Below are 20471 nucleotides of genomic sequence, written 5' to 3' on the forward strand. Positions count from 1 at the left end.
GCTATTGAATTAAATCGTCAGCTGTTCACGCGGCGGAGCGTCAGGTTGATGCGTCCGCCGTTCTTCAGCAGCGTCGATGTGCCCGGATAAATGCGGTCGACGCCGTGGAAGGCGAGACGCCCCTCTCCGCCCAGCACAACGACATCTCCACTCGCCAACCGGAAAGAGCCGGTCGGGTCCTTCCGGTTGCGGCCACCAACCCGGAACAGGCAGCTGTTGCCCAGCGAGACGGAAAGAACGGGGGCGGCCAGATCGTTCTCGTCCCGGTCCTGATGCAGGCCCATCTTGGCATCGTTGGAATAGAAATTGATGAGGCAGGCTTCTGGCGGTTTCGGATAGCCGCCGAGCTTTTCCCAGAGATCGAGCAGTTCCTCCGGCATCGCGGGCCACGGCTTTTTCGTCGCCGGGTGAAAGGACTGGTACCGATATCCCTGTTGCTTGTCGGTCACCCAGCCGAGCGGGCCGCAATTGGTCATGCGCACCGACATGGGTTTGCCGGTGCCGGGCATTTCGGGCGTGTAGAGCGGCGCCTCGGCCACGACCTCTCGTATCAGTTCGACCAGATGCTCCTGTGCCGGTCGATCCAGATAGTCGGGAAGGTGCCTGATGCCATTCGCAAGCGTCGCCAAAGATCAGTCTCCGCTGTTAGTCGCCGCTTGGCCGGCCGCGCATCTTCTTGACGTCCGAGCGGCCGGATTTTTCCTTCAACCGACGCTCCACCGAACCCTTGGTCGGCTTGGTTTTCTTGCGCGGCGGCGGCGGTGGTTCGGCCGCCTTGAGGATCAGCTCCTTCAGCCGCTCGCGTGCGTCTTCCCGGTTGCGCTCCTGACTGCGGAACCGGTTCGCCTCTATCATCAGCACGCCGTCCTTCGACACCCGTTTTCCGGCGAGCTTGATGGCGTTTTCCTTCACCCGCTCCGGCAAAGACGGCGTATTCACGATGTCGTAGAAAAGCTGGACCGCCGTCGAGACCTTGTTGACGTTCTGGCCGCCCGGCCCGCCCGCCAGCACGAATTGTTCCGTCAGTTCCCATCCGGCGATGGTGATGCGGTTGTTGATGACGAGGGGATTGCTGGCCATGGTCTCTAAATGCCTGTTTCTGGAGGCATGTTTCCCACAAAGCCGGCAAAAAGAAAACCGCCGGCGCAAAGGCCGGCGGTTTCACGTGAATCCCTGAGACGCAGAAGATTATTCGGCGGCGGCAAGCATGACCGGAGCGGCGCTTCTCACCTTGCTGTCGACGTGGTCTTCGTACTGTCCGAAGTTCTGGATGAACATCGAGACGAGCTTCTTGGCATAGGCGTCGAACGCCGCACCATCCGCCCAAGTCGAGCGAGGATCGAGGATCGCATTGTCGACGCCGTCAACGGCGACCGGCACCGCGAAACCGAAATTCGGGTCGGTCCGGAACTCCACATTCTTGAGGCTGCCATCGAGCGCAGCGCTCAAAAGGGCGCGGGTCGCCTTGATCGGCATACGACGACCAACGCCGTAAGCGCCGCCGGTCCAGCCGGTGTTGACGAGCCAGCAATCGACCCCGTGGCGGGCGATCAGTTCCTTGAGCAGGTTGCCGTATTCGGCCGGGTGACGCGGCATGAACGGACCGCCGAAGCAGGTCGAGAACGTCGCTTCCGGCTCGGTGACACCCTTTTCCGTGCCGGCGACCTTGGCGGTGTAACCGGAGAGGAAGTGGTACATCGCCTGTTCCGGCGTCAGCTTGGCGATCGGCGGCATGACGCCGAAGGCATCGGCGGTCAGCATGATGATCGACTTCGGCTGCGGTGCCATGCCGGTCTTCGATGCATTCGGGATGAAATGCAGCGGATAGGCACTGCGGGTGTTCTCGGTCAGCGAATCGTCGTTGAAATCCGGAACCCGGTTCCCGTCGAGCACGACGTTTTCGATCACCGTGCCGAAACGGCGGGTCGCCGCATAGATTTCCGGCTCGGCTTCGGCCGAAAGATTGATGGCCTTGGCATAGCAGCCGCCTTCGAAATTGAAGACGCCGTTTTCACCCCAGCCATGCTCGTCGTCGCCGATGAGCGTGCGGTTCGGATCGGCCGACAGCGTGGTCTTGCCGGTGCCGGACAGGCCGAAGAACACCGCGGTATCGCCGTCCGGGCCGACATTGGCCGAGCAGTGCATCGGCATAACGCCTTGTTCTGGCAGGAAGTAGTTGAGCACGGAGAAGACCGACTTCTTGTTTTCGCCGGCATAGGAGGTGCCGCCGACCAGGATGAGGCCATTGGTGAAATCGCAGGCGATCACGGTCTCGGTGCGGCAGCCGTGGCGGGCGGGATCCGCCTTGAAGCTCGGCAGGTTGATGATCGTCAGCTTTTCTTCGAAGCTTTCGAGCGTGGCACGATCCGGACGGATCAGAAGATTGCGGATGAAGAGGGCGTGCCAGGCGAATTCGCTGACGACGCGGGTCGGAAGCGCATATTCGGCATCGGCGCCGCCGACCAAATCCTGGACGAACAGCGTCTTGCCGGCCGCATGGGCGAGCATGTCCTGCTTCAGGACTTCGAAGTGTTCAGGCTTCATGGGCTTGTTGTCGCTGCCCCACCAGACACGCTTCTCGGTGCCGGCATCGCGGACGATGAACTTGTCCTTGGGCGAGCGGCCGGTGTGCTGGCCGGTAACGGCGCGGAGGGCGCCGTCGATCGTCAGATCGGCTTCACCGCGGCGGATTGCTTCTTCGTAAAGTTCAACCTCGGACGAATTGTAATAAACACGCGATACACCGCCGAGACCGATCGCCGCTAAACCCTTGGACGGGTTGTGAAGTCCAAACTCCTCCATGCGCGCACTCCTTCAGCTTGCCGTGGGGACTGACGCGAAATTAATGACAGATTTCTAAAAGGGCAAGAGGCCCTTTGCAAATTCTTTAATAATATCAATTATTTAATCGATTTAAAAAATTTTATTCCTCTTTAAATCGGTTTAATAAAGGTTTCAATCCGCATCCGCGCTATCTTAAACTCCATTGCCAAAACGCACGATCGTCAGCGGCCCCTTTATCTTTGCCACAATTTGTTCCACCTTTATACTCAAGAAGCGCGTCGGCTGATGCCGCCTGGCTGGGGTGATTTCCAGGAGATGCGCATAGATGATGACGGAGATGGAGAGCATGCAGACAATCGCGCTCGTAGACGACGACCGCAATATCCTGACGTCGGTGTCGATTGCACTCGAGGCAGAAGGATACAAGGTCGAGACCTATACGGATGGCGCTTCCGCGCTCGACGGGCTGATCGCCCGCCCTCCGCAGTTGGCGATCTTCGATATCAAGATGCCGCGCATGGACGGCATGGAGCTTCTGCGCCGCCTGCGGCAGAAGTCCGACCTGCCGGTGATCTTCCTCACCTCCAAGGATGAAGAGATCGACGAACTGTTCGGGCTGAAGATGGGCGCCGATGACTTCATCACCAAGCCGTTCTCGCAGCGTCTTCTGGTGGAGCGCGTCAAGGCGATCCTGCGACGCGCCGGCAGCCGCGAGGCACAAGCCGCCGGCGGTGCCGGGGCCAAGATGGCAGCCGATCAGCAGGCGGCCCGCACCCTCGAACGCGGTCAGCTTGCCATGGATCAGGAGCGCCATACCTGCACCTGGAAGGGCGAGCCGGTGACGCTGACGGTGACCGAGTTCCTGATCCTGCATTCCCTGGCCCAGCGGCCCGGCGTCGTCAAAAGCCGCGATGCGCTGATGGACGCCGCCTATGACGAGCAGGTCTATGTGGACGATCGCACCATCGACAGCCACATCAAGCGGCTGCGCAAGAAGTTCAAGATGGTCGACAACGACTTCGATATGATCGAAACGCTTTATGGCGTGGGTTATCGATTCCGCGAGTCGGCTTGACCCTTGCGAAAGGTTAACTTGAGGCCACGGCCGGACGAGCGCTAAGCTGGCCCGGTGGAAGGACTGCAGTGGCAGATCAAACATTCGACAGCAATATCGCCCGAATGGAGAAGGCTGGGACACGCCGCGCGCCGCGGAAGTTCTGGTCGCGTCCCTTCACGCTCATTCGGCGGGTGTTCGGCCACGCGGTCTTTTCGAGCCTCACCCGCCGCATCCTGTTCTTCAATATCGCCGCGACGGTGGTGCTGGTCGCCGGCATTCTCTACCTCAACCAGTTCCGCGAGGGGCTGATCGACGCCCGCGTCGAGAGCCTGCTGACCCAGGGCGAGATCATCGCCGGCGCGATTTCCGCCTCAGCCTCGGTCGATACCAACTCGATCACCATCGACCCCCAGAAACTCCTCGAACTGCAGGCCGGCCAGAGCATTACGCCGGTGCCGAACGACGAGGACCTCGATTTTCCGATCGATCCCGAGCGCGTCGCGCCGGTTCTGAGGCGGCTGATTTCGCCGACCCGCACCCGCGCCCGGATTTTCGATGCCGACGCGAACCTGCTGCTCGATTCCCGCCATCTCTATTCGCGCGGACAGGTGCTACGTTTCGACCTGCCGCCGGTGGAAAACGAAGCGCAGACCTGGAGCGAATGGTTTGCGGGCCTCATCAACCGCCTGCTGCAGCCGGGCAACCTGCCGGTCTACAAGGAAGCGCCGGGCGGCGACGGTTCGATCTATCCGGAGGTGATGAACGCGCTGACCGGCGTTCGGGGGGCGCTGGTGCGCGTCACTGACCGCGGCGAGCTGATCGTTTCCGTCGCCGTGCCGGTCCAGCGTTTCCGCGCCGTGCTCGGCGTGCTTCTTCTGTCGACCCAGGCCGGCGACATCGACAAGATCGTGCATGCGGAACGGCTGGCGATCATGCGCGTCTTCGGCGTCGCGACGCTGGTCAACATCCTCTTGTCGTTGCTGCTGTCGTCGACCATCGCCAATCCGCTGCGGCGGCTGGCGGCAGCCGCAATCCGTGTGCGGCGCGGCGCCAAGCAGCGCGAGGAAATCCCGGACTTCTCCTATCGCCAGGATGAAATCGGCAATCTTTCGATCGCGCTTCGCGAGATGACCAACGCGCTCTACGACCGCATTGATGCGATCGAGAGTTTCGCGGCCGATGTCAGCCACGAGCTCAAGAACCCGCTGACTTCGCTTCGCAGCGCCGTCGAGACCCTGCCCCTGGCGAAATCGGAGGAGTCGAAACAGCGCCTGACGGAAATCATCTTCCATGACGTGCGCCGCCTCGACCGCCTGATCAGCGACATTTCCGATGCTTCGCGGCTGGACGCCGAGCTTGCCCGCTCGGATTCGACGTCCGTCGACATGGAAAACCTGCTCGGCAATCTCGTCGATATTTCGAGGCAGATCCGCAGCGGCCGCAAACCGGTAGAAATCAGTCTCACCGTGGACAACAAGGCCGGCAACCGGTCGGCCTTCCTGGTCAACGGCCATGATCTTCGCCTCGGGCAGATCATCACCAACCTCATCGAGAACGCGCGATCCTTCGTGCCCGAGAAGGGCGGCCGCATTACCATCCGGCTCTCCTGCACCAGGGATCGCGTGATCGTGACGGTGGAGGACAACGGTCCCGGCATCCAGGCGGAGGATATCGACCGCATTTTCGAACGCTTCTATACGGACCGGCCGGACGGCGAGAGTTTCGGCCAGAATTCCGGCCTCGGCCTGTCTATCAGCCGGCAGATCGCCGAGGCCCATGGCGGCTCGCTGAAGGCGGAAAACGTGCACGACGCCAAGACGGATGCTGTGACGGGGGCGCGCTTCACGCTGTCGCTGCCGGGCGGCGAAGACCAATGAGCACGACGCCGGTCAATATCCATGCGACCGCGATCGTCATCGGCACCAAGGGCCTCCTCTTCACTGGCCCGTCCGGCAGCGGCAAATCCATGCTCGCCTTCACCTGTATCGCCGCGGCCCGGCGTCAGGGCGCTTACGCGGCCCTGGTGGCCGACGATCAGGTGCTCGTCTCGCGCCACGGCGATCATCTGCTCGCCACCCGGCCGGAACCGATCGTCGGCCTCATCGAACTGCGCGGCAGCGGCATCGCCCGTGTCGAAAGCCTCTCCGCCGCGGCGCTGGACCTTGCGGTCGAGATCATTTCCCTGCCCGAAGATGAAAGGCTTCCGCCGGAAAACGAACACTTCCGGATCCCAGGTCTCGGCGACCTTCCGCTTGTCCGGATATGGCGCGGTGCAGCGGACCCTTTGGCGGTTCTGGCGGCGTTCGCGCCCGATTTTCATGGCGAGATGCCGTTTTGATCATCCTGAGGCCTGATTTTTTAACTTGAACTTCGAGTCTACTTGGAGAAGATGGCATCCCACCGCTGGACCGCCTTATTGCAATGCGATATTGGCGCCGAGTTTCCATAGCAGGGGGCAGTTTTCATGATCGGACTAGTGCTTGTCACCCATGGCAAGCTGGCTGAGGAATTTCGTCATGCGGTGGAGCATGTCGTCGGGCCTCAGAAATTCATCGAAACCGTATCGATCGGTCCCGAGGACGACATGGATCAGCGGCGGCAGGATATCGTCGATGCCGTCACCAATGCCGATGAAGGCCATGGCGTCATCATTCTGACGGACATGTTCGGCGGCACACCCTCCAATCTTTCCATTTCCGTCATGGAAAGCGGCCGGATCGAAGTCATTGCCGGCATGAACCTACCGATGCTGATCAAGCTTGCCGGCGTGCGCAGCGACAACAACATGGACAAGGCGCTCGCCGAAGCCTCCGAAGCCGGCCGCAAATACATCAATGTCGCAAGCCGCGTCCTCAGCGGCAAATGAGAACCCAGACCGGATGTCATCCCCCTCTTCCCGTGAATTCCTGATCGTCAACAAGCGTGGACTGCATGCGCGCGCCTCTGCCAAATTCGTGCAGATGGTGGAAACCTTCGATGCGCGGATTACCGTTTCCAAAGACGGAACGACCGTCGGCGGTACCTCGATCATGGGCCTGATGATGCTCGCGGCCAGCACGGGATGCTCGATCGAGGTCTCAGCCGAAGGCCATCAGGCCGAGGAGGCGTTGAACGCGCTGGAACAGCTCGTCGCCAACAAGTTCGGCGAAGAAGCCTGACGCGCCCGCCGCTTAACCTTTCACTGACATAAACATATAAAGACCTCTTTATATCCCGTTGCCAGCTCGCCGGAAGCCTGCTAAACCGCTGGCCAGTTTCCGCTTGGCCAAAGCGGGTCTTGCCACGTCCGGCGGTGCCCCCGCCGGAGAGGGCACCACCGAACATGGAGAGCTTTATGAGCACTGAGAAGGATTACGTCGTCGCGGATATCAATCTTGCCGCCTACGGCCGCAAGGAGCTCGACATCGCAGAGACCGAAATGCCGGGCCTGATGTCGTGCCGCGAAGAATTCGGCCCCACCAAGCCGCTGAAGGGCGCCCGTATCTCCGGCTCCCTCCACATGACCATCCAGACGGCCGTTCTGATCGAGACCCTTCAGCACCTCGGCGCGGAAATCCGCTGGGCGTCCTGCAACATCTTCTCGACCCAGGACCATGCTGCTGCGGCGATCGCCGCCGCCGGCATTCCGGTCTTCGCCGTCAAGGGCGAATCGCTCACCGAGTACTGGGACTATACCGACAAGATCTTCCAGTGGGCCGATGGCGGCCTCTCCAACATGATCCTCGATGACGGCGGCGACGCCACCATGTACATCCTGCTCGGCGCCCGCGCCGAAGCCGGCGAAGACGTTCTTTCGAACCCGACGTCGGAAGAAGAAGAAATTCTCATCGCGCAGATCAAGAAGCGCCTCAAGGCATCGCCGGGCTGGTTCACCAAGCAGCGCGACGCAATCAAGGGCGTTACCGAAGAAACCACCACGGGCGTGCACCGCCTCTACGAACTGTCCAAGAAGGGCCTGCTGCCCTTCCCGGCGATCAACGTCAACGATTCGGTCACCAAGTCGAAGTTCGACAACAAATACGGCTGCAAGGAATCGCTGGTCGACGGCATCCGCCGCGGCACCGACGTGATGATGGCCGGCAAGGTTGCCGTCGTCTGCGGTTACGGCGACGTGGGCAAGGGTTCGGCCGCTTCGCTCGCCGGCGCCGGCGCCCGCGTCAAGGTCACCGAAGTCGATCCGATCTGCGCCCTGCAGGCCGCCATGGACGGCTTTGAAGTCGTCGTCCTCGAAGACGTCGTCGACAGCGCCGACATCTTCATCACCACGACCGGCAACAAGGACGTCATCCGCATCGATCACATGCGTGCGATGAAGGACATGGCGATCGTCGGCAATATCGGCCACTTCGACAATGAAATCCAAGTCGCCGCGCTCAAGAACCTCAAGTGGACCAACGTCAAGCCGCAGGTCGACATGATCGAGTTCCCGAAGGGCAACCGCATCATCCTTCTGTCGGAAGGCCGCCTGCTCAACCTCGGTAACGCCACCGGCCATCCCTCTTTCGTGATGTCGGCATCGTTCACCAACCAGACGCTCGCCCAGATCGAACTCTTCACCAAGCAGGGCGAGTACAAGAACGACGTCTATATCCTGCCGAAGCACCTCGACGAAAAGGTCGCTCGCCTGCATCTCGCCAAGCTCGGCGTGAAGCTGACGGAACTCTCCGACGAGCAGGCAGCCTATATCGGCGTCTCGCAGACCGGCCCGTTCAAGGCTGAACACTACCGGTACTAATCAATAGCCGGTCAATCCACAAGATATGGTAGCCGCGGCCTTGACAAAGGTCGCGGTTTCTTTTTTGGGCGCATCCCTTCCCGGCGATTCCCTAAGCAAGTATTGTTTTAGAACTTGATTCGCGCCTTCCCTGGAGCGTGATGCCGGAAGCCGCCAGCGGTTTTCGACCATCGTCGCGCTCCCACCATGTGATTGGGAGCCGTCCGGCTACGGGCAAGGCACGGAGTGGTATGTCTTGTCGATGAGCGGCAATTGGACGGAGACAGACCGGATATGTCGGTAAAAAAAATGAGCTCGTCAGAACGGGCCGATCCCCTTTGCGGCGGAGCGGACGCTCCGGCTTTGCGTTTCGTTTCGGGGACACCGGACGATAATGCGACCGGTGGAAGACTTCGCCGCCTGGCGCTATTCGGCAGCGCTTTCCTTTCGGGCACCGCCCTTTCAGGGCTCGCGACCGCAGCGCTTGCGCAGCAGTCGGGCGATTCAGCCGTCCGCCTGTTTTCTTCGACGGAAGTCATCGTTTCATCGCTGGTGATGGGCGCGCTTGGTGCCGCCCTGTTTTCCGCCATCTGGCTGGTGCGTCAGCGCGGCAACATGGAAGCCGAAACCCAGGAAATGCGCAGCGCCCTTTCGGATGCGCAGCAGCGGATTTCCAAGTTCGAAGCCCTGATCGCCGACAAGAACCGCCGGATCGTCGTGTGGGAAAGCGGATCCTCCAAACCGGAATTCCTCGGCCAGCTGCCGGTGGAAACCGGCGCACCGCAGCAGGACCGCGAATTTCTCGCCTTCGGCCGCTGGATGCGCGGCAGTTCGGCCAGCGAACTGGAAAAATCCGTCGAACTGCTGCGGGTCGAAGCCCGCTCCTTCGACATGGTCGTCGAGACCAACCGCGACGAGATCCTGGAAGTGCAGGGCCGCGTTTCAGGCGGCAAGGCCTTTGTCCGCTTCATCGCACTCAACAACCTGCGCGCCGAACTGGCCGAGCTCAAGATCGAGCGCGAGCGGCTGACGAACTCGATCATGATGTTCCATTCGCTGCTCGACGCCATCGAGCACCCGGTCTGGCGCCGCGATTCGCAGGGCAGGCTCACCTGGGTGAACCACGCCTATGGCGATGCCGTGGAGGCTCCGACGCCTGCGCAAGCCCTTGAGGACGGCCGCGAATTTCTGGGCTCGATCGCACGCGAAAAGATCAGGTCGGCGGCAACCTCCACCTCGCCTTTCCATGACCGGATATCCACGGTCGTGCACGGAAACCGGACAATGTTCGACGTCGTCGACGTCGTCATACCCGGCGGTTCGGCAGGCTTGGCGGTCGACGTTTCCGAGGTGGAAGCCGTGCGCGAGGAACTGAAGCGGACGCTGAAGAGCCACGCCGAAACGCTCGACCATCTGGCAACGCCTGTCGCCATCTTCGACGGCGAGCGCCGGCTGCAGTTCTACAACCAGGCTTTCGTGCAGCTCTGGGGGTTCACCCTGCCCTTCCTCGATTCCAGGCCGGACAATAGCGAGCTGCTCGATAAATTGCGCAGCGAAGGCAAGCTGCCGGAGCAGCTCAGCTGGCGGAGCTGGAAGGACGCGGCCTTGTCCGTCTATCAATCTCCCAACACCCAGACTGACCTCTGGCACCTGCCGAACGGCCAGACACTGCGCGTGATCGCCACCGCCCACCCGCAGGGTGGTGCCACCTGGGTGTTCGAGAACCTTACCGAACAGGTGGATCTCGAGACCCGTTACAATACGCTGGTCCAGGTCCAGGGCGAAACGATCGACCATCTGTCCGAAGGCGTCACCGTCTTCGGGCCGGACGGGCGCATCCGCCTCTCCAACCCCGCCTTCCGGGCGCTCTGGGGCATTACCGCCGAAGAATCGAAGCCGGGCACGCATATCAAGGCGATCGAGACCGCCTGCGCGCCATCCTACGACAAGCAGGATGGCTGGCGCCGCTTCGGCCAGATGCTGACCAATTTCGACGACGAGCGCCCCTCGCTGCAGGGCACGTTCGAGCTTTATTCCGGCCTGATCCTCGACTATGCCGTGACGCCGCTGCCGAACGCCCAGACGATGCTGACCTTCGTCGACATGACGGCGAGTGCCAGGGCGGAACGGGCGCTCAAGGAAAAGAACGAGGCGCTGCAGAAGGCAGACGAGCTCAAGAACGATTTCGTCCAGCACGTCTCCTACGAACTGCGCTCGCCGCTGACCAATATCATCGGCTTCACCGATCTCCTGAAGACGCCCGGCATCGGCCCGTTGAACGATCGGCAGTCGGAATATATCGATCATATCTCGACGTCATCGTCGGTTCTCCTGACGATCGTCAACGACATCCTCGATCTGGCGACCGTCGATGCCGGGATCATGCAGCTCAACTATTCTGAAATGGCGATCGACGACCTGCTCGACGACGTGGCCATGCAGATCGCCGACCGGCTGCACGAAAACGGCGTGACGCTGGCGATCACCGCGCCGGCCGGTCTCGGCACCATCGTCGCCGACCAGCAGCGGCTGAAGCAGATCCTCATCAAGCTGCTGACCAACGCCACCAACTTTGCGCCGGACGGCTCAGCCATCACGCTCAACTGCTGGCGCACCCATAGCGACGTGTTCTTCTCGGTGACCGACAAGGGCCCGGGGATTCCGGAAGATATCCTGAAAACAGTGTTCGACCGCTTCTCGGCCAATGCCAAGGGCGGCAAACGCTCGGGCGCGGGCCTCGGCCTTTCGATCGTCGAAAGCTTCGTGACGCTGCATCACGGCGATGTCGCGATCGACAGCAAGCCCGGCCAGGGAACCACGGTTACGTGCCGCATTCCGAGCGGCACGACGGCGCGGTCCGTCGCCGCCGAATGAGTGGTGAGACGGCCCTTACCCTGACGCTTGCCGACGAGGCCGAAACGATCCGCCTTGGCGAGGATATGGCGCTGGCGCTGAAGAAGGGCGACTGGATCGCCCTTTCCGGCGATCTCGGTGCCGGCAAATCGACCTTCGCCCGGGCTTTTTTGCGCGCGCTTGGCGATGAAGACGAGCTCGAAGTGCCGAGCCCCACCTTCACCCTGGTGCAGAGTTACGAGCTGCGCATTCCGGTGGCGCATTTCGATCTCTATCGGCTTGGGGATTCCTCAGAGCTCGACGAACTTGGTTTCGACGAGGCGCTTTCCAACGGCATCTGCCTGGTGGAATGGCCCGAGGTCGCCGACGACCTGCTGCCGCAGGCCCGCATCCAGCTCAGGCTCGAACAGAGCGGCAGCGGCCGGACGGCGACGATCACCGCCCCGGACGCGCAGATGCAGCGTATCCGCCGTGTGCTGGCGATCCGGGAATTTCTGGACAGCCATGGTTACCCCGGCGCCCGGCGGCGTTTCCTCACCGGCGACGCTTCGACGCGCGCCTATGAAAGCGTGACGATCGCGAACGGCGAAACGCTGATCCTGATGGACTGGCCGCGCCCGGCGGAAGGGCCGCCGGTTCTTGACGGCAAACCCTATCCCAAGGTCGCGCATCTGGCCGAGGACCCCTATCCCTTCGTTGCGATCGACGAATACCTGCGCGAACTGGGCCTGGCGGCGCCGGAAGTGCTGCATGTGGATTACGACCAGGGCATCCTGCTGATCGAAAATCTCGGCGTAGAAGGTGCCGTCGACGAAGACGGCAACCCCATCGAAGAACGCTACCGCGAAAGCGTCGTGTGCCTCGCCTTCCTGCACAGCCACGAGATGCGCCAGGACCTGCCGGTCGGGGACGGCCATATCCACCACATTCCCGACTTCGATCCGACCGCGATGAAGATGGAAGCCCGGCTTCTGATCGATTGGCACCTACCCTGGAAGCGCGGCACAGCGGCGACCGACGAGGAACGCCGGGAATATCTGGCGATCTGGGACAATCTCATCCGCGAACTCGACGATGTCGAGAAGAACCTGCTGCTGCGCGATTTCCATTCGCCCAATATCATCTGGCGGCCGCATGAATCGGGCGTGCGACGCGTCGGCCTGATCGACTTCCAGGATGCGATGATCGGCCCGACCGCCTATGATCTCGCCTCTGTCGTTCAAGACGCACGGGTGGACATTCCGAAGGCGCTTGCCGATCAGCTGATGCTGGATTACGTGACGCTTCGCCGCGCACTCGGAGCCTTCGACGAGCCGACGTTCCTGAAGGCCTGGGCGATCATGGCGGCGCAGCGCAACTGCAAACTCGCCGGCCTTTGGGTGAGGCTCTTGCAGCGGGATGGCAAGCCGGGCTATCTGAAGCACATGCCGCGGACGCTACGCCATCTCGCGACGGCGCTGAAGCATGATGTGCTCACCCCCTTGCGCGATTGGTGTCGCCGGGCTGGAATAGAACTGCCCGAATCATAATTACGGTTGCCGATGACCATTCAACGAGCCCCCATCAAACAGGCCATGGTGCTTGCCGCAGGGCTCGGCACTCGCATGCGGCCGATCACCAACACAATGCCGAAGCCGCTGGTGCCGGTCGCCGGCAAGCCGATGATCGATTACGTGCTGGATTCGCTAAAGGAAGCTGGCGTCGAGCGTGCGGTGGTCAATGTGCACCACTTCGCCGACCAGATGGCAGGGCATCTTGAAGCTTACAAGGGCCTCGAAATCCTGATCTCCGACGAGCGCGACGCGCTGATGAACAATGGCGGCGGTATCGTAAAGGGGCTGAAGCTCCTCGATCGCGGCACGGTTTTCATCATGAATGCCGACCTCTTCTGGATCGGCGAGACACCCGACAAACCGACCAACCTGCAGCAACTGGCAAATTTCTTCGACCCCGAGCGCATGGACATCGCGATGCTCTGCGTCGATATCAACAACACGACCGGGCACAACGGTATCAACGATTTCGGCATGGATGCGGATGGCCAATTGAGGCGTTACCGGGACGATCCGACCAATCCGGTCGTTTATGCCGGCGCCTTCGCGATGAGCCCGTCCTTTCTGGATGACGCGCCGTCCGATGCCTTCAATATCAATATCTATTTCGACAAGGCTATCGCCCGCGGCCGGCTCTATGGAACCATGCTCGATGGCCACTGGATCACCGTCGGCACGCCGGAAGCGCTGCCGGAAGCCGAAGCGGTAATCGCGCGCTATCCGGTGGAGGCATGACCACGCTATCCGGCAAGAAGCGGGTCTTTTCGATCGCCGCCGGAGCGCCGTTCCTCAAGACCGTGGCAGCGGCACTCTGCGACGGCCGTCTCAACGAGACCTTCCGCTACGATCCGGCCGATCCGCTTTCGCTCGCCGACGTGACCATCTACGTACCGACGCGACGGTCTGCCCGCGTGCTGCGCTCCGAATTCGTCGATCTGCTCGGCGGCCGATCGGCGATCCTACCGGTCATCCGGCCGCTTGGTGAAACCGACGACGACAGCGGCTATTTCGACCTCGTAGCCCCTGAGGAGATGGACCTGGCGCTGCCGATCGGCGGCACCGCGCGCCTGCTCGAACTCGGCCGGCTGATCCTTGCCTGGCGCAACCAGCTTCCGAAAATCGTGCTCGACGTGCATTCGGAATCACCGCTCGTCGCACCGGCTAGCCCCGCCGATGCCATCTGGCTCGCCCGGGCGCTTGCGGAGCTCATCGACGCGGTCGAGACCGAGGAGCGCGATTGGGCGGATCTCAAAAAACTCGACACCGGCGAACATGCGCTCTGGTGGCGGCTGACCGCGGAGTTTCTGTCGATCGCCAGCGCCTTCTGGCCGCTTCGTCTTGAAGAACTGCGGCGTTCTTCACCGGCGAAACACCAGGCGGCGATCCTGCGCGGCGAGGCAAGGCGAATTGCGTCCAGGGATCACAAGGGACCGGTGATCGTCGCGGGTTCGACCGGCTCCGTGCCGGCCGCTGCCGACCTGATCGCCGCGATCTCCAACCTTCCGAACGGCACCGTCGTTCTGCCGGGGCTCGACCTCTCGATGCCGGCGGATCAATGGGCGATGATCGGCGAAGAGGCCTTTGACGGCAAACCGGAACCCGCCAGCCGCAGCCATTCGCAATTCGGCCTGTCGCGGCTGCTCAAAAAGCTCGGCGTGACGCGGGAAGACGTGGCGGTGCTCGGCGAAGTTCCGGGCGATCTCGCCTTCCGCGCCGAAGCCCTCTCCCAGGCGCTGGTGCCCGCCAAGGCGACCGACCGGTGGAGCACCTGGCGGGACAACGCCGACTCCTCCCTCCTGGCCCAGGCCTTTGCTGACGTCTCGCTGATCGAAGCCTCGAACGAACGCGAGGAGGCCGTGGCGATCGCCATCGCGCTCCGGCTGGCGCTCGAACAGCCGGGCAAAAATGGCGGCGAGAGCCAGGCGGCGCTGATCACTCCCGATCGTGCGCTGGCCCGCCGGGTCACCGCCGAACTTTCCCGTTTCGGCCTGCTCGCCGACGATTCCGCCGGTTCGCCACTTTCCGGCACGCCGCAAGGCACGCTGACCCAGCTTCTCCTCGAAGCGACGCTTCGGCCGGGCGACCCGGTGGCGATCGTGGCGCTGATCAAACACCCGCTGATGCGGCTCGGCCTGCCCACTGCCGATCTGCGGTCTTCCGTCGAAGCGCTCGAAATCCTGGCACTGCGCGGCGGTCTGGGCGACATGGACATTTCGGCGCTGGAGCCGCTGCTCGAAACCCAGCTTGCTGCCCAGCTTAAAGACCGGCATACGCCTCACTGGCGGCTGTCGCTGCCTGCCGACGCCATCGACAAGGCCCGCGACCTCGCCCGGCGGCTGGCGAAGGCGGTCGAGCCGCTCGCCTCGGCCCTCATCCGCCGCCGGCCGGACGGGCGCGGCCTCACCGCCAAGCTGACGCTCTCCGACTGGGCCGAACGCACGGGCCGCGCGCTGGAAGCAATCTGCGTGGATGAAGGGAAAAACCTCGCGGCGCTCTGGTCCGGCGAAGCTGGCGAGCGGCTGGCGGGGTTGCTCTCCGAAGTCATCGACACCGACGGGCAGATGGAGGCGGACGGTCCGCAATGGATCGATATCGTCATGGCGCTGACAACAGGCGAGGCAGTAAAGCCCCGTTCGCTCAGCCATCCGCGCATTTTCATCTTCGGCACGCTGGAAGCCCGGCTGCAGAGCGTCGATACGATGATCCTCGGCGGGCTCAACGAAGGGTCCTGGCCCGGCCAGACGGTCAACAACCCCTTCCTGTCCCGCACCATGAAGACCGATATGGGCCTGGAGCCGCCGGAACGGCGGATCGGCCAGCTCGCCCACGATTTCGAAATGGCCTGCGGCACCCGGCATCTGATCCTGTCGCGCTCGACGCGGCAGGGATCGACGCCGACCGTCGCCTCACGCTGGCTGCAGCGGCTGCTGGCCTTGGGTGGAAGACAATTCGCCGAAGATCTCAAGGCGCGCGGACACCAATACCGCGATTGGGCCTCCATGATCGACGCCGGCGAAAACCAGCCGGTTGCCAAGCGCCCGGCCCCGAAACCGCCGGCAAACCTACAGCCGGTAAAGTATTCCTTCAGCGAGGTCGGGCGACTGCGCCGCGACCCTTATTCGATCTATGCCCGCCGGATCCTGAAGCTCGATCCGCTCGCCCCGTTCAACCGCGATCCCGGCGCTTCCGAACGCGGCACGCTCTACCACGCGATCATCGACCGCTACACGCGTGAGGGCCATAAGCCCGGCACGCCTGCGGCCAAAGAGGCGATGCGCCGCATCACTCAGGAACTTTTCGATGTCGAACAGCTGCCAACCCATATCGACCGCGTCTGGCGGCCCCGTTTTGTCGAAGTCGCCCGCGCCTTCCTGGACTGGGAAGTCGAGCGGGCGCCGGATATCCACAGGACGATGACGGAAGTCGGTGCCGGCTGGGATCTGGCGCCCGCCGGCATCCGCGTCACCGGGATCGCCGACCGGATCGACATCAAAGGTTCGGGCCTTGCGGACATCGTCGACTACAAGACGGGCCTCAGCCCATCCGTTTCCCAGGCGCGGGCACTGCTCGATCCGCAGCTCGGGCTTGAGGCGGCGGCGCTTCGGGCCGGAGCTTTCAAGGATGCCGGTCCCTTGACGCCCGACCAGCTGCTCTATGTCCGGCTGCGTCCCGGCGACCGGTTCCGGGAAGATAAGGTCAACAACGAGGGTTCGAACGCGACGGCCAAGCGGCAGCCTAAATCCGCGATCGATCTGGCGGACGAATCCCTCGAGCAGCTGGCCCGGTTCGTGATCACGCTCCGCAATGGAGAAGCCGGCTTTGCATCACGGCTCGTCCCGATGGCGCAGAATGATTTCGGCGGCGAATACGACCACCTCGCCCGTGTTGCCGAATGGTCGACGGCCGACGACGAGGAGGCGGAAGTCGATGAGTGATCTGGCTCCGGAGGGCGACGACCCGATCAGGTGGATCGACTGGACGACGGTGCAGCAATCGCTCGCCTCCGATCCCATAAGTTCCGCCTGGGTTTCCGCCAATGCCGGCTCCGGCAAGACGCATGTGCTGACCCAGCGGGTCATCCGCCTGCTGCTCGCCGGTTGTCGGCCTTCATCGATCCTCTGCCTCACCTATACCAAGGCGGCCGCATCGGAAATGTCGAACCGTGTCTTCCAGCGGCTTTCGGAATGGACGGTGCTTTCGGACGACGAGCTGCGCAAGCGGATCGCTGGCATCGAAGGCGCTGAGCCGGATGTTTTTAAGCTCGCGGAGGCGCGGCGGCTGTTCGCGAAGGCTCTGGAAACGCCGGGCGGGCTGAAGATCCAAACCATCCACGCCTTCTGCGAAGCGCTGCTGCACCAATTTCCGCTCGAAGCCAATGTCGCCGGGCATTTTTCGGTGCTCGACGACCGCGCCGCCTCCGCCCTGCTTGCCGATGCGCGGCGTTCGCTGCTGACGGCGACCTCTGCGGAAGAAGACCCGGTGCTCGCAGAAGCCTTTGCGCATGTGCTGGATCTCGGCGACGAATTCGGGCTCGAAACGCTACTCGGCGATATCATCGCCAACCGCACCGCGATCCGCCGTTTCATTGCCCATGCCGAACGTCACGGCGGCATCGGCGTCGAACTGAAGCGCGCGCTAGGGTTGGGGCCAGCCGACACGGAAGACAGTATAGCAGCAGCCTACTGGCCCCTGCCCGGGCTCTCCGGCCTGACGCTCGATCTTTATCTGGCACTCGCCGACCAGAAGGGCGGGCAGAAGGTCACGGAAGTCGCTTACGGCCTCCGGCTGGTCGCCAAGGAGCCGGATGTCCTGAAGCGGGCCCAGCATCTCGACCAGATTTTCCTTACCCGCGAAGGCAAGCCGAAAGCCGACAGTTCGCTGGTCGCCAAGGCGATGACAACGACGGCACCGGAACTGACCGACGCCGTGGCGGCCGCTCGTGCCCATGTCGTCGCTTGTCGCGACCGGCTGCGGCTGATCCGGATGTTCCTCGCCACCAAGGCGGCGCTGACGCTGGCGCAACGCCTCAACGACGATTACGAGGACCTGAAAAAACAACGCAGCCTACTCGACTTCGAGGACCTGATCGCCCGCACCGCCGATCTTCTCACCCGCGACGGCGTCGGCGCGTGGGTGCACTACAAGCTCGACCAGGGCATAGACCACATTCTCGTCGACGAGGCGCAGGACACCAGCCCCATCCAGTGGACGGTGATCAAGTCGCTCGCGGAGGATTTCTATTCCGGCGCCAGCGCCCGCGAGACCCGCCGCACCATCTTTGCTGTCGGCGACGAAAAACAGTCGATCTATTCCTTCCAGGGCGCCCGGCCGGAACGGTTTGCGGAAGAGCGCAGCGAGACGGAAAAACGGGTGCGGGCCAGCGACCAGGCCTTCCACTCGGTGCGGCTGCCGCTCTCCTTCCGCTCAACGGCCGATGTGCTCGCAGCCGTCGACCAGGTGTTTTCTCTGGAGGAGAACTTTCGAGGTCTCAGCGCACTGGGCGAACCGGTGCAGCACCGTTCCAACCGGATCGGCCACCCGGGTGCCGTCGATCTCTGGTACGTCGTGGTGCCGGAAGTCGCCGAGCAGGAGGAAGACTGGACCGCACCATTCGATTCGACGCCCGACAAGGCGCCCTCCGCCATTCTCGCGGGCCGGATCGCCAACCGGATCGAGGAGATGATCGGCAAGGAAACGATCATCGAAAAGGGCGTCGAACGGCCGATCGAGGCCGGTGACATCCTCGTTCTGGTCCGAAAGCGCGACGCTTTCGTCAATGCGCTGACCCGGGCACTGAAACGCCGCGACAATATTCCGGTCGCCGGTGCCGACCGGCTGCGGCTGACGAGCCATATCGCGGTGCAGGATCTCCTGGCGCTTGGCCGCTTTCTGCTTTTGCCGCAGGACGATCTTTCGCTGTCGGCGCTGCTCAAAAGCCCGCTCTTCAATCTCTCGGAAGAGGATGTCTTCGAAGTCGCGGCGCGGCGGGCGGAGAACACAAGCGCCTGGGCTCAGCTCAACCGTTTGAGCGAGGAGCAGCCGCTCCGGTTCCGCGATGCGGCCGACCGGCTTCAGCATCTTCTCGGCCTCTCGCGGCAGCTCAGCCCGCATGACCTGTTTGCCCGGATTCTCGGCGCGCAAGGCGGACGGCGGAAATTCCTTGGCCGGCTCGGTACCGAGGCAGGCGATATTCTCGACGAATTCCTGACCTTCGCGCTCGACCACGAGACAAATGGATTGCCAGGCCTGCAGGCCTTCATCTCGACGCTGGAAATCGAATCGCCGGAGGTGAAGCGCGAACAGGACGGCGGCCGCAACGAGGTGCGGATCATGACCGTGCACGCTTCCAAAGGCCTGGAGGCGCCGGTGGTGTTCCTCGTCGACAGCGGCTCGAAGGCCTTCATTTCCTCGCATGTGCCGAAATTCCGGCTGCTTCGGATCGCCGGCGAGAATGTACCCGCCTGGGTGCCCGGCAAGATGCTGACCAATGCGATGACATCAGCCGACGACGATCGGATCAGGACTTCGACCGAGGAAGAATATCGCCGGCTGCTCTATGTGGGGATGACACGGGCGGCCGACCGGCTGATCGTCTGCGGTTATCGCGGCAAGATCGACAATCCCGATACCTGGCAGTCGATGATCTCGAAGGCGCTCGCCGCCGACGAACACCATTGCAGCCCGGCGGAGTTTCGCGGCTCGGATGGCGAATGGGGCGGTTTCAAATGGCGGCTTCCGGCCGCTCCCGGACAGGCGCCGAAGGCGGCGCACAAGGAGGCGGCGGAAGCGGACAGAAGGCCGCTTCCGCCAGCGCTTTCCCGTCCCCTGCCTGCACAAAAAATCCTGCCGCGGCCGCTCAGCCCTTCCGGCGCCGGCACGATGATCGATGACGACGCGGACGACCTGATCGTCGCTTCGCCGCTGTTTGCCAATCAGAAGGACAGCGCGGGACTGGCGCTGCAGAAGGGCAAGCTGGTCCACCGCATGCTGCAGATGCTGACGGATTTTCCAGAGCCTGAACGTGCCTCCGCCGCCCGTCGTTATGCGGACCGTGCGGCCCGTTTCTGGTCGGCAGCGGAGCGCGAAAAGCTCGTCGCCAGCGTCATGTCGGTGCTGTCGCACGCCGAACTCGGGCCGGTGTTTTCCGAGCGCAGCCAATCGGAAGTCTCGATCATGGGCACGCTGGCGCTGGAAGGCCGCGACTATGCGATTTCCGGCCGCATCGACCGACTGGTGGTGACCGAGGATCGGGTGATCATCCTCGACTACAAGACCAATCGCGTGCCGCCGAAGAACCTCGACGCAATACCGCTCTCGCATCGCACCCAGCTCGCCATCTATCGCGAAATCCTGCGGCCGCTTTATCCGGCAAAGAATTTCGACTGCGTGCTGGTCTATACCGAGTCGGCGCAAGTGGTTACGCTGCCGGCGGAACTGCTGTCACGCTCGCTTGCGGAACTCAAAACAAAGTGAGATAGCGGCCATTGAAAACTTTGAGCGGGAAGCTCAC

General features: G+C 62.7%; 14 protein-coding genes. 11 read left to right on the plus strand and 3 right to left on the minus strand.

What is annotated here, in order from left to right:
* Window positions 1–17 precede the first annotated feature (17 nt).
* The 3 genes from C5J24_RS26160 to C5J24_RS26170 all read right to left on the minus strand — a co-directional run bounded on the left by C5J24_RS26160 (window position 18) and on the right by C5J24_RS26170 (window position 2802).
* Complete coding sequence (locus C5J24_RS26160) at window positions 18–629, minus strand: alpha-ketoglutarate-dependent dioxygenase AlkB (protein ID WP_105422093.1); 612 nt, start codon at window positions 627–629, stop codon at window positions 18–20.
* 16 nt (window positions 630–645) lie between these two features.
* Window positions 646–1080: an alternative ribosome rescue aminoacyl-tRNA hydrolase ArfB gene (gene arfB, locus C5J24_RS26165; RefSeq protein WP_038547443.1), complete on the minus strand. Its 435-nt coding sequence runs from the start codon at window positions 1078–1080 to the stop codon at window positions 646–648.
* A gap of 108 nt (window positions 1081–1188) precedes the next feature.
* A complete protein-coding gene (locus C5J24_RS26170; RefSeq protein WP_105422095.1) occupies window positions 1189–2802 on the minus strand; it encodes a phosphoenolpyruvate carboxykinase in 1614 nt (537 codons plus the stop codon).
* Between the two features lie 328 nt (window positions 2803–3130).
* On the opposite strand from C5J24_RS26170, the gene chvI reads away from it, so the two are divergent.
* The 11 genes from chvI to addA all read left to right on the plus strand — a co-directional run bounded on the left by chvI (window position 3131) and on the right by addA (window position 20434).
* Window positions 3131–3859, plus strand: a complete 729-nt coding sequence (gene chvI, locus C5J24_RS26175; RefSeq protein ID WP_105404799.1) for a two-component system response regulator ChvI — start codon at window positions 3131–3133, stop codon at window positions 3857–3859.
* 104 nt (window positions 3860–3963) lie between these two features.
* Window positions 3964–5718, plus strand: a complete 1755-nt coding sequence (locus C5J24_RS26180; RefSeq protein WP_245446801.1) for a sensor histidine kinase — start codon at window positions 3964–3966, stop codon at window positions 5716–5718.
* Window positions 5715–6179, plus strand: coding sequence for an HPr kinase/phosphorylase (locus C5J24_RS26185; RefSeq protein WP_105422099.1), 465 nt, complete (start codon window positions 5715–5717; stop codon window positions 6177–6179). The genes C5J24_RS26180 and C5J24_RS26185 overlap by 4 nt, the downstream gene beginning before the upstream one ends.
* Window positions 6180–6305: 126 nt before the next feature.
* A complete protein-coding gene (locus C5J24_RS26190) occupies window positions 6306–6707 on the plus strand; it encodes a PTS sugar transporter subunit IIA (RefSeq protein WP_037086324.1) in 402 nt (133 codons plus the stop codon).
* Between the two features lie 13 nt (window positions 6708–6720).
* The gene (locus C5J24_RS26195; RefSeq protein WP_105404802.1) at window positions 6721–6999 is read left to right on the plus strand and encodes an HPr family phosphocarrier protein; all 279 of its coding nucleotides are present in this window, start codon (window positions 6721–6723) and stop codon (window positions 6997–6999) included.
* Window positions 7000–7175: 176 nt separating this feature from the next.
* Entirely contained in the window at window positions 7176–8576 is a 1401-nt protein-coding gene (ahcY, locus tag C5J24_RS26200; RefSeq protein ID WP_105422101.1) for an adenosylhomocysteinase, read from the plus strand.
* Window positions 8577–8849: 273 nt separating this feature from the next.
* Window positions 8850–11429: an ATP-binding protein gene (locus C5J24_RS26205; protein WP_371674836.1), complete on the plus strand. Its 2580-nt coding sequence runs from the start codon at window positions 8850–8852 to the stop codon at window positions 11427–11429.
* The gene (gene tsaE, locus C5J24_RS26210) at window positions 11426–12937 is read left to right on the plus strand and encodes a tRNA (adenosine(37)-N6)-threonylcarbamoyltransferase complex ATPase subunit type 1 TsaE (RefSeq protein WP_105422295.1); all 1512 of its coding nucleotides are present in this window, start codon (window positions 11426–11428) and stop codon (window positions 12935–12937) included. Before C5J24_RS26205 ends, tsaE begins: the two co-directional genes overlap by 4 nt.
* A gap of 12 nt (window positions 12938–12949) precedes the next feature.
* Window positions 12950–13696 carry a nucleotidyltransferase family protein gene (locus tag C5J24_RS26215; RefSeq protein ID WP_105422103.1) on the plus strand — a complete coding sequence of 249 codons (747 nt, stop codon included), beginning with the start codon at window positions 12950–12952 and terminating at the stop codon, window positions 13694–13696.
* Entirely contained in the window at window positions 13693–16896 is a 3204-nt protein-coding gene (gene addB, locus C5J24_RS26220; RefSeq protein ID WP_105422105.1) for a double-strand break repair protein AddB, read from the plus strand. The genes C5J24_RS26215 and addB overlap by 4 nt, the downstream gene beginning before the upstream one ends.
* A complete protein-coding gene (addA, locus tag C5J24_RS26225) occupies window positions 16889–20434 on the plus strand; it encodes a double-strand break repair helicase AddA (RefSeq protein WP_105422107.1) in 3546 nt (1181 codons plus the stop codon). Before addB ends, addA begins: the two co-directional genes overlap by 8 nt.
* Window positions 20435–20471 lie beyond the last annotated feature (37 nt).

This window comes from Neorhizobium sp. T25_27, assembly GCF_002968565.1.
GTDB classification, from domain to species: domain Bacteria; phylum Pseudomonadota; class Alphaproteobacteria; order Rhizobiales; family Rhizobiaceae; genus Neorhizobium; species Neorhizobium tomejilense.